At 54.0% G+C, this 10,421-nt stretch carries 10 protein-coding genes; 9 read left to right on the forward strand and 1 reads right to left on the reverse strand.

From position 1 onward, the window contains the following. Window positions 1-112: 112 nt before the first annotated feature. Window positions 113-814: a GntR family transcriptional regulator gene (locus tag BM258_RS14535; protein WP_090073469.1), complete on the reverse strand. Its 702-nt coding sequence runs from the start codon at window positions 812-814 to the stop codon at window positions 113-115. 116 nt (window positions 815-930) lie between these two features. Between BM258_RS14535 and uxaC the strand changes: the two genes are divergently transcribed. The 9 genes from uxaC to BM258_RS14580 form a co-directional block, all read left to right on the forward strand. Next, window positions 931-2,331: a glucuronate isomerase gene (gene uxaC, locus BM258_RS14540; RefSeq protein ID WP_090073471.1), complete on the forward strand. Its 1,401-nt coding sequence runs from the start codon at window positions 931-933 to the stop codon at window positions 2,329-2,331. Window positions 2,332-2,402: 71 nt separating this feature from the next. Then, a complete protein-coding gene (locus BM258_RS14545; RefSeq protein ID WP_244544712.1) occupies window positions 2,403-3,335 on the forward strand; it encodes a TRAP transporter substrate-binding protein in 933 nt (310 codons plus the stop codon). A 118-nt stretch (window positions 3,336-3,453) separates the two neighbouring features. After that, complete coding sequence (locus BM258_RS14550) at window positions 3,454-3,912, forward strand: TRAP transporter small permease (protein ID WP_244544707.1); 459 nt, start codon at window positions 3,454-3,456, stop codon at window positions 3,910-3,912. 4 nt (window positions 3,913-3,916) lie between these two features. Continuing rightward, complete coding sequence (locus BM258_RS14555) at window positions 3,917-5,197, forward strand: TRAP transporter large permease (protein ID WP_090073477.1); 1,281 nt, start codon at window positions 3,917-3,919, stop codon at window positions 5,195-5,197. A gap of 9 nt (window positions 5,198-5,206) precedes the next feature. Continuing rightward, window positions 5,207-5,524 (forward strand): cupin domain-containing protein, encoded by a 318-nt coding sequence (locus BM258_RS14560; protein WP_090073479.1) that lies wholly within the window; start codon window positions 5,207-5,209, stop codon window positions 5,522-5,524. Window positions 5,525-5,640: 116 nt separating this feature from the next. Next, a complete protein-coding gene (gene kduI, locus BM258_RS14565; RefSeq protein ID WP_090073481.1) occupies window positions 5,641-6,465 on the forward strand; it encodes a 5-dehydro-4-deoxy-D-glucuronate isomerase in 825 nt (274 codons plus the stop codon). Between the two features lie 355 nt (window positions 6,466-6,820). Then, window positions 6,821-8,005 carry a mannonate dehydratase gene (gene uxuA, locus BM258_RS14570; protein ID WP_090073483.1) on the forward strand — a complete coding sequence of 395 codons (1,185 nt, stop codon included), beginning with the start codon at window positions 6,821-6,823 and terminating at the stop codon, window positions 8,003-8,005. Continuing rightward, a complete protein-coding gene (locus BM258_RS14575) occupies window positions 8,002-9,537 on the forward strand; it encodes a UxaA family hydrolase (protein WP_090073485.1) in 1,536 nt (511 codons plus the stop codon). Before uxuA ends, BM258_RS14575 begins: the two co-directional genes overlap by 4 nt. Window positions 9,538-9,595: 58 nt before the next feature. Further along, on the forward strand, window positions 9,596-10,421 hold an 826-nt coding region (locus BM258_RS14580), incomplete at its 3' end, for a mannitol dehydrogenase family protein (protein ID WP_455423302.1).

Genomic DNA, 10,421 nt, shown 5'->3' on the forward strand with positions numbered 1-10,421 from the left:
AGTATGTGGTGTTTTGGGCGGGGTTGAAACGCTCTTGGCGAGCTTGAGGTGGGATAACTGATATGCCAGTCTATGGGAAACTGCGTCCTACAAAAGGTGTAGGGGTATTGCGTCATTCTTCGTCGGTGGCGAAATAATCCGGATGCTCTTCACGAATGCGCGGCATGATGAGCAAGATCTCGCCCAGATGTTTGTTTATCTCGTTTGACGCTGCCGCCGGATCATTGGATTCAATGGCGGTCAGAATGCGCTTGTGTGCAGCGAAGGCTGTGTCAATTGCGAAGGTCAGCGACAGGAAACGAACCCGGTCCATATGGGCCTTGTTATCCTTGATGAGCTGCCAGGCAAAGTCCACGCCGCAGCGGTCGCAGATCTCCTTATGGAACTGATCGTCGAGCGCATGGAACAATTCTGCATCGCGAGCGACGACGGTTTTCCTTTGTTGTTCAATAAGATCGCGCAGGGCCTCAAGATCTTCCTGCGAGAGCTTCTCGCATGCCGTGATGACGGTTTTGGTTTCCAGCGCACAGCGGATAAAGCGGGCTTGCTGGACCGACTTCTTGGAAATCAGCGAAACTGTCGTTGCGACTTGCGGGCGCATGGACAGAAAGCCGAGTTTGGATAGACGATAAAAGGCATCGCGTACTGGTTGGCGGGAAACGCCGAGAGCCTTGGCTACATCCGCTTCCGAAATCTTGGCTCCGGGCTGAAGTTCGAGAGTCAGAATCTGCCTATGCAGTTCGTCGAAAACAGAGTCGGCGACTGATAGGCGATTTAAGGGGGACAGGACTGTGTCAATATTTGTTTTTGTCATTTTATGCTCCGTGTCCGGATATTACTGGCATATCAGTTTACAAGCAAGGTAAACTGGTATATTAGTTGACCAGAGATTAGAGATTTCCCCTGAAGCCGACAATAGGGAGGCTCGCCATGTTGGATCCAGATAGACTCTTTCCCATTGAAGATAAAACCCGTTCGATTGCCCGCTCTCTTTACGAGGGTGTGCGGTCCTTGCCGATCATCAGCCCGCATGGGCATACGGACCCGAGCTGGTTCGCCAAGAATGAACGTTTTCCAAACCCAGCCCAATTATTCATCACCCCTGATCATTATGTGTTCAGGATGCTTTGTTCGCAGGGTGTGAAGCTTGAGGATGTCGGGGTGCCGCGCATCGATGGCGGCTGGACCGAAACCAATGGTCGAAAGATCTGGCGGATTTTTGCCAAACATGCCTATCTTTTCCGTGCGACCCCGTCGCGCATGTGGCTTGGTCATGCCTTCGAAGACGTGTTCGGGTGGACCGAATGGCTAAATGAAGAAAATGCCGATCGCGCTTATGATCATATTGCCGAATGCCTTGAAAAACCGGAGTTTCTGCCTCGCGCCCTGTATGAGCGCTTCAATATCGAGGCTCTTGCAACGACGGAATCGCCGCTGGATGACCTGAAATGGCATCGCGCGATCAAGGAAAGCGGCTGGAAGGGCCGCGTTGTAACCGCTTATCGTCCGGATCCTGTCGTGGATCCGCATTATAAGGGCTTTATAGAGAATATCGAGAAATTCGGCGAAATCGCCGGTGTCGACGCAACGAACTGGGAGGGCTATCTTGAAGCCCATCGCATTCGTCGCGCATATTTCAAAGACTTCGGGGCGACATCATCTGACCATGGCCATTTGACCGCCCGCACGGAAAATCTGCCGCAAGAGGAAGCGGCTGCTTTGTTCCAGAAGGCTTTGAAAGGAGAGTGTTCAGCCGAGGAAGCTGATGCTTTCCGTGGTCACATGTTGACCGAAATGGCTCGCATGAGCCTGGAAGACGGGTTGGTGTTGCAGATACATCCAGGCAGTAACCGCAACCATTCCAATCCTGTCTTCGAGACTTTCGGGCTGGACAAGGGATTCGATATCCCGACCCGGACCGATTATGTGCATGCGCTCAAGCCTCTGCTTGATGCAGTCGGCATGGAGAGGGATCTCAAGATCATTCTCTTCACGCTTGATGAAACGAGCTATGCACGTGAGTTGGCGCCCTTGGCTGGCGTCTATCCGGCTCTTCGCCTCGGGCCTGCATGGTGGTTCCATGACAGCCCCGAAGGGATGCGCCGGTTTAGGGAGATGACAACAGAAACAGCCGGTTTCTACAACACCGTCGGTTTCAATGATGACACAAGAGCATTCTGCTCAATCCCGGCACGGCACGATGTGGCTCGCCGGGTGGACTGTGCATTCCTCGCCACACTGGTCGCGACTGGGCGGCTCGGTGAGGACGAGGCTACTGAGGTCGCTGCTGACCTTACCTATCGGCTTGTGAAGCAAGCCTATCAGCTCTGAATTGAGCTACTTCATGGAGGAACAAACTAATGCTTAAGACTTTGACCACTGCACTGGTTGCCAGCGTTGCAATGATCGCAACTGCATCTGCCTGTGAAATTACCCTCAAGTCTTCCGATACCCATCCTGATGGATATCCGACTGTTGAGGCCGTAAAATACATGGGCGAATTGCTCAAAGAGCGTACTGACGGCCGCATCTGTGTTGAAGTTTTCCATTCTGCTCAGCTGGGGGAGGAAAAAGATTCAATTGAGCAGACCAAATTCGGTGTGATTGATCTGAACCGCGTATCAACCGGTCCTTTCAACAACATCGTTGAAGAAACCAAAGTGGTTTCCCTGCCTTATATCTTCAAGAGCGTCGATCACATGCACCGCGTTGTTGATGGCCCGATTGGCGAAGACATCCTGAAAGGCTTTGAATCTGAGGGTTTTATTGGTCTGACCTATTATGATGGCGGCGCGCGCAGCTTCTATAACAGCGTCAAGCCGATCAAGAGCATTGATGATCTCAAAGGTATGAAGATCCGCGTCATGCAGTCCGATATCTTCGTCGACATGATGTCTGCTCTGGGTGCCAACGCAACACCTCTGGCTTATGGTGAAGTTTACTCTTCCATCCAGACCGGCGTGATTGACGGTGCTGAAAATAACTGGCCTTCCTTTGAATCTTCAGGCCATTTCGAAGTGGCTCCGAACTATACCCTCGATCAGCACCTGATCGTGCCGGAAGTTCTGGTGATGTCCAAGATCTCCTGGGACAAACTGAGCCCTGAAGATCAGGCTCTGGTGAAACAGGCTGCCAAAGACTCTACGCCGAAAATGCGTGAGCTCTGGGCTGCTCGTGAGAAGGTTTCCGAGGAAAAAGTTCGTGAAGCTGGCGTGAATGTCATTACCGAAATCGACAAACAGCCATTCATGGATGCCATGGATTCTGTTTACGAAAAACATGTCACCTCTGACAAACTCAAAGACCTCGTAAAACGCATTCGCGCAACCGACTAACTCTTGATGACGGCTCATGGCGCTTTGCGCCATGAGCTGTTTCGCGGAGAATAAAGTGCAAAATCAACTTAAAACAATAGCCAGCATAATGGGCAGCTTGTCCACTGGAGCACTTTGGTTGGCGAGCCTGGGTCTGGTCATGATGACCGCCTTTACTGCTGCTCAGGTTTTCGTGCGCTACGTGCTGAATGATTCCATCGTCTGGAGCGAGCCGGTGTCCATCGTGTTGATGGCGTGGTTCATCTTTCTTGGTGCGGCGGTTGGTATTCGCGAGGGTAATCACCTCAGTTTTGACGTGCTGCTTATTTTTGTCCCCGACAAGGTTAAAACCGTTTTCTTCACGCTCTCCGATCTTGTTGTGATCGGGTTTGGTGCCGGTATGGTCTGGTATGGTGGAGAATTGATGAACTCTGGCTGGCATATCAAGATTCCGACGCTGGGCTTGCCTCGTGCGATCGATTACATGCCGCTTGTTGTTGGCGGTTTTCTGGTGGTCCTTTTCTCGCTAGAGCGCCTTGCGCGCCGCGCTGCCGGTCTTCCGACTGCTCGCTTCGGCGAAACGGAAATTGAGGAGTAGTTGGATGGAAACCTGGATTCTTTTCGGCTCTTTCGTGGTGTTGCTGCTTATCGGCACGCCCGTTGCTTTTTGTCTTGGTGTCGCATCCTTTGCGACCATTATCTATCTCGGCATTCCCCCCGTCGTGGTTTTTCAGCGTTTGACTGCCGGTGTCTCCGTGCTCGCGCTGATGGCAATTCCCTTCTTTATCTTTGCCGGTGAAATCATGGTGCGCGGCGATATTGCGCGAAGGCTGGTCGATTTGGCTGGCGGCATGGTGGGGCACATACGCGGCGGTCTTGGTCAGGTGAATATTCTGGCGTCCGTGATGTTTGGTGGTATCTCCGGGTCAGCTGCAGCTGATGCGACCGCGATTGGCGGCATCATGGTGCCACAGATGAAGAAACGCGGCTATGACGTCTCTTACGGTGTGAATGTGACCGTGCTTGCGGCTTTGATCGCTCTGATGTTGCCGCCGTCCCATAACCTCATCATCTATTCCATTTCCGCTGGTGGCAAATTGTCCATCGCAGACCTGTTTACCGCAGGCATTCTGCCTGGTTTGCTCTTGGCACTTGGTTTGATGATCACAGCCTATTTTGTGGCCAAGAAAAAGGGTTACCCGACCGAGGCATTTGCCGGTTGGGGCGCACTTGGTCGCATGTTCATCAATGCCTTCCCGGGCATTCTGCTGATTGCAATCATCTTCGGTGGCGTCCGCTCCGGTATCTTCACTGCCTCGGAAAGTTCGTGCATCGCTGCGGTTTATGCTGTGCTGGTCACCGTGTTTGCCTATCGCACCATGGGCTTCAGGGAGTTTGTTGAAACCTGCAAATCTGCCGTGCGTACCACGGCAATGGTGCTGCTGGTGATTGGCTGTGCTGCATCGTTTGGCTGGCTGCTCGCCTATCTACGCATTCCTGCCCATTTGGTTGAAACCCTCAAGCATATCTCTGACAACCCGCTTGTCATTCTGCTGCTGATCAACCTGCTGCTGTTGATGCTGGGTACCTTCATGGACATGTCGCCGCTGATCGTCATCACCACGCCGATCTTCCTTCCGGTTGCCACTGCCTTTGGTGTCGATCCGATCCATTTCGGCGTGATCCTGATCCTTAACCTTGGTATCGGCCTGTGTACACCTCCGGTTGGTACGGTTCTGTTTGTCGGCTGTGCGGTGGGCAAGATCCCTGTCTGGGAAGTCATTCGCACCATCTGGCCATTCTATGGCGCAGCCTTTGGCGTGTTGATGCTGGTGACCTATGTCCCGTTCCTTTCTCTCTGGCTACCAAGCCTGTTCCACTAGGAGAGCAAAATGTATGTAAAGTCATTTCCCGTTGTTGGTGAAGATACCGCGACCCCGAGACAGGTGCTTGCGGATAGTCCTGAACTGATGGTGGTGGCTTTCCAATTCAAAGAGGTGGGCGCAGAAGGTGCCCTCCACAACCATCCCCATGTCCAGTCCACCTTTGTGAAAGAGGGACGGTTCCGTTTCACAATTGGTGAGGACAGCTTTGAAGTCGGGCCTGGTGACAGCTTTGTCATCCCTTCTGATGCGACGCACGGGTGTGTTTGCCTTGAGCCGGGCACGCTCATCGACTGTTTCACCCCGCGCCGGGACGACTTTCTCTGACCGAGATCGCTTCTCCAGCATGCTTTTTATGACCTGGTTTGCCGGAGAGGCTTCCCTTTGAACGACCGGGCTTTGCGCTCTTGCGGTGCCTTGCCCAGACAACAAGGAATAGTTTGATGCTTACAGTGAAAACCGTTCATGCCGTCAATGCAGACCATGCAAAGGGTATGGACACTCAGGCTCTAAGAGACAATTTTCTGTCTGAAGGGCTTTTCTCCGAAGGCGAAATCCGCCTCACCTATACCCATTATGATCGTATGATCGTAGGGGGCGCTGTGCCCAATGGTGGGTCTTTGCTGCTCGATGAGGTCAAGGAATGCGGCACGCCGAGCATTTTGGATCGCCGCGAAATGGGCATCGTCAATATCGGGGATAGCGGCAGTGTTTCCTGCGCAGGCGTCGACTACAGCCTGGATCATGGTGACGTTCTCTATCTGCCCAAAGGGGCAGGCGCGGTGACCTTTGCCGGTCAGGGCCGTTTCTACATCACCTCCGCTCCGGCGCACAAAGAGCTGGAAGCCAAACTGATCAAGATCGAGGATGCCAAGAGCGTGCATATGGGGGCACCGGAAACCTCCAACGAGCGCACGATCTATCAGTTCATCCATCCGCTGGTCATGGAATCCTGTCAGCTGATTCTTGGTTACACCAAGCTGCATCAGGGCTCCGTCTGGAACACCATGCCAGCCCACGTGCATGATCGTCGCATGGAAGCCTATTGCTATTTCGGCATGGAAGAGAGCACCCGCGTGATGCATTTCATGGGTGAACCCAATGAAACGCGTCACATGGTTCTGAAGAATGAAGATGTGGTTGTGTCTCCGCCATGGTCCATTCACGCCGGTGCGGGCGTTGGCAGCTATACCTTCATCTGGGCGATGGCTGGAGACAATGTCGATTATACCGACATGGATTTCATTGCTATGGAAGATCTGCGCTAGAGCGCTGGACTGTTCAAGAAATGGAGTTGGCCGGTGCGCTGGCCAGCGCCATGCAAATGAAAAGACAGCCATTTGGGTGAAAGCATGCGGCAGGCCTTTCATTTGTGTAGATCTTTCCCGCCGGAATGGGGCAGATGGTAAGCATGTTGTGCCATTTGGTTTGGAAACGACAATTCCATCAATAGGTTATGGCGCTGGTTTGTTTGCCAACAGGGTGGTGCCGATACTGTAATCGAGAGTGTTTTAAGCACGCGTTCTTGTCCCCTTGGTGGCGACAGGGAGCGTTTGGTGCGCTCTTTCAATCCTTCAAGCCGCCTGATGGCGGCCGTGGCCTTGGTTAAGTCAGGAACTTGAAATGAAAGAAGGTTGGCGCTGGTATGGCTCGTTTGATCGCATCTCCTTGTCCGAGATTGCGCAAACTGGAGCCACAGATATCGTATCTGCCCTCTATGAAGTCCCTTATGGCGAAGTCTGGCCGCGGGAAAGCATCGTTAAGATGCGCAAGAGCATCGAGCTGGCCGGATTTCGCTGGCCGGTGGTGGAAAGCTTGCCGATCCATGAGCGGATCAAGAAAGGAGAGGGGGACCTCTCTCAACTTTTTGCCAACTATCGCCAGTCGATGGCCAATCTGGCCGCCGAGGGTGTGAAGGTCATCTGTTATAATTTCATGCCCCTTCTGGACTGGACGCGCACCGACCTTAAGGCGCCTGTCGATGGGGGCGGAAGCTGTTTGCGCTTTGATGCGGCACGCATGGCCGCGCTCGAGGTCTATATGCTTGAGCGCGAAGGCGCCGAAACAGACTATTGCGAAGATGCGTTGGAGCGCGGGCGTGTCTGGTTTTCCTTGTCTGATGAGAGCAAGCGGGAGCGTCTGATGACGTCCGTCATGGCCGGTTTGCCCGGGGCTTATGATCGCTACACCATCAAGCAGCTCAAGGAAGCCTTGAAAGGCTATGCGGGTATCGATCGGGATGGCCTGAGGGCCAATTACAAGCGTTTTCTTGATGAAATCATTCCTGCGGCCGAGGATCTCGGTCTCAGTTTCGCCGTGCATCCGGATGACCCGCCCCGGGATATTCTGGGCTTGCCGCGCATTGTTTCCACTCAAGAGGACATTGCATGGGTTCTCTCCGCGCATGAAAGCCGGGCCAATGGCCTGACGCTCTGCTCGGGATCTCTTGGCGCGCATCCGGATAATGATGTTCCGGCCATTGCAAAGCGCTTTGCCGACAAGATCCATTTTGCCCATTTGCGCAATGTCAGAAAATTTGCCGACGGCTCCTTTGAGGAAGCCACACATCTGGGAGGCGACACCGACTTGGCTCTGCTTGTTGCACATCTCCTTGATGAAGAAAATCGGCGCCAGGAAGAAGGCAGAGCCGATGCCGATATCGTTTTCCGGCCAGATCACGGACACGAGCTGCTTGATGATCATCATCGGGACACGCATCCGGGCTATCCCCTGATAGGGCGCATGCGTGGCTTGGCTGAACTCCGGGGCCTGATGGCCGGTATAATTCATGAAAGGGCTTCTGCATGAGTAAATCAGCACCCATTATTCTCAATCCGGCGGATACGATTGCGATCCTTCCGGCTGGCGCAAAGGCTGGCGATGATCCGCTGGGTCTTGGTGCGCCGCTGGCGAGCAATGTTTTCCCCGGGCATAAACTTGCGCGCAAGGATCACAAGAAGGGCGAAGAGATTATCAAGTTTGGCGAGGTCATTGGCCGCGCAACGCAGGATATCGCAGCCGGTGACCATGTGCATTCCCACAATCTTGCCTTTTCCGATCATGGGCAGGACTATCAGGTCGGGCTGGATCTGGAAAAGGCCAAGGCTGCCATACCGACCATGGAGCCGCGCACCTTTATGGGCTATCGCCGCAAGAATGGCGAAGTGGGAACACGCAATTTCCTCGCCTTGCTGGCAACGGTGAACTGCTCGGCCACGGTTATCAAACATGCCACACAGGAGCTGATTGCTTCGGGCATTCTCGATGAATATGAGAATGTTGACGGCATTGTCGGGCTGACCCACAGTACCGGATGTGGCATGAGTGGCACAAAGAGCATGGAGGTGCTCGAACGTGTGCTTTGGGGCTATGCGACCCATCCCAATGTGGGCGCCACCGTGTTCGTGGGGCTTGGCTGCGAAATGATGGAAATGGCGCGTATGAAATCGCGCTTTGATGCCGACAATGGCGAAGTGATGGAACAGTTCCATAGCCTTGCCATTCAGGAAGTGGGCGGTACCCGCAAGACCATCGAAGCCATCAAGGCCAAGGTGCGTGAGCTGTTGCCTGCGGTGAATAAGGTCAAACGTGAGCCATGCCCGGCTTCCGAGTTGAAGATTGCGTTGCAGTGTGGCGGCTCTGATGGTTTTTCCGGCATCACCGCCAACCCGGCTCTGGGCAAAACCGCCGACATGCTGGCTGGCTTGGGGGCTACGGCCATTCTTTCTGAAACGCCGGAAATCTATGGTGCCGAGCAGCTTCTTCTGCGTCGGGCCGAGAGCAAGGAAATTGCCGACAAACTGATTAATCAGATCAAATGGTGGGAACATTATGTCGATGTCAATGATGGCAGTCTCGACAATAACCCGAGCCCGGGCAACAAGGCTGGCGGATTGACCACCATTCTGGAAAAATCCCTCGGTGCGACAGCCAAGTCCGGCTCAACGCCGCTGACCGCCGTTTATGATTATGCCGAGAAGATGACCAAGCCGGGCTTCGTCTATATGGATACGCCGGGCTATGACCCGGCCTGTGCAACCGGTCAGATTGCCGGTGGTGCGCATATGGTGGTCTTCACCACCGGTCGCGGTTCTGCCTTCGGTTCCAAACCGGCTCCGACCATCAAGGTTGCCACCAACGACCATCTGTTCGAAAGCATGCCGGATGACATGGATGTCAACTGTGGTGATGTCCTCTCAAAAGGCGTGTCTCTGGAAGAGAAGGGCGCGGAAATGCTCGACTATATCATCGCGGTGGCGTCAGGCGAGAAAACAAAATCCGAGCGTCTGGGGCTGGGTGAATATGAATTTGTACCATGGCAAATCGGGGCGATGATGTAAGGCATCTGCTCTCCACCCCATGGATACAGAATAAAGATTATGAAAAGGAAAGACTTCAATGCAACGCGTGAATGAGAGCAATCTTGCAGGCCGGGCTCGTCCGACAGAACGGATCATCCAGTTTGGTGAGGGCAACTTCCTTAGAGCCTTCATGGATTGGAAAATCGATCGCATGAACGAAGATTGCGGCAGCGACTATGGCGTCGTCATTGTCCGCCCGATTGATGGCGGTGTGCCGATTTCGCTCAATGACAGCGATGGTGTTTACACGGTTCTCTCCCGTGGCGTTGGCCCGGATGGAGAGGCTGTGTCTGATGCCCGCCTCATCTCAGCCGTTCGTCGTGAACTGAATGCTGTCAAACAGTGGGACGAGGTTCTGGCGCTGGCTCGTAACACCGACTTTGTGGCCGTGGTCTCCAACACCACCGAAGCCGGCATCGTTTACAATGCCGATTGCAAGGCAACGGACACGCCACCGGCTTCCTATCCGGCCAAGGTGACCCGTCTGCTGCTGGAACGCTTCAACACATGCGGCGGCGTCGATGCTCCGGGCTTCCACTTCCTGCCGTGCGAGTTGATCGACCACAATGCCGATGAGCTGGAAAAATGCGTGCATCAGCATGCCAAGGACTGGGATCTGGGTGCAGATTTCATGAGCTGGCTGGAAAGCAAGAATGCCTTCTTCAACACGCTGGTTGACCGCATCGTGCCGGGCTATCCGCGTGATGAAGCCGCCGATATCGAGAAGGAACTGGGCTATCTTGATCCTCTGATGGTAACCGGCGAACTGTTCCACTTCCTTGTCATTGAACAGCGCGAAGGCAAGCCTGATCTTTGCCTGCCGATGGCGGAGAAGGATGCGGGCACGGTGATCGTGCCAAATG

The organism is Cohaesibacter marisflavi, from assembly GCF_900115225.1.
GTDB classification, from domain to species: Bacteria; Pseudomonadota; Alphaproteobacteria; order Rhizobiales; family Cohaesibacteraceae; genus Cohaesibacter; species Cohaesibacter marisflavi.

What these genes read in the sequence shown, in the direction of transcription:
- BM258_RS14535 (WP_090073469.1), bottom strand. Translation starts at nt 814, where the DNA reads ATGACAAAAACAAATATTGACACAGTCCTGTCCCCCTTAAATCGCCTA.
- uxaC (WP_090073471.1), top strand. Translation starts at nt 931, where the DNA reads ATGTTGGATCCAGATAGACTCTTTCCCATTGAAGATAAAACCCGTTCG.
- BM258_RS14545 (WP_244544712.1), top strand. Translation starts at nt 2,403, where the DNA reads ATGATCGCAACTGCATCTGCCTGTGAAATTACCCTCAAGTCTTCCGAT.
- BM258_RS14555 (WP_090073477.1), top strand. Translation starts at nt 3,917, where the DNA reads ATGGAAACCTGGATTCTTTTCGGCTCTTTCGTGGTGTTGCTGCTTATC.
- BM258_RS14560 (WP_090073479.1), top strand. Translation starts at nt 5,207, where the DNA reads ATGTATGTAAAGTCATTTCCCGTTGTTGGTGAAGATACCGCGACCCCG.
- kduI (WP_090073481.1), top strand. Translation starts at nt 5,641, where the DNA reads ATGCTTACAGTGAAAACCGTTCATGCCGTCAATGCAGACCATGCAAAG.
- uxuA (WP_090073483.1), top strand. Translation starts at nt 6,821, where the DNA reads ATGAAAGAAGGTTGGCGCTGGTATGGCTCGTTTGATCGCATCTCCTTG.
- BM258_RS14575 (WP_090073485.1), top strand. Translation starts at nt 8,002, where the DNA reads ATGAGTAAATCAGCACCCATTATTCTCAATCCGGCGGATACGATTGCG.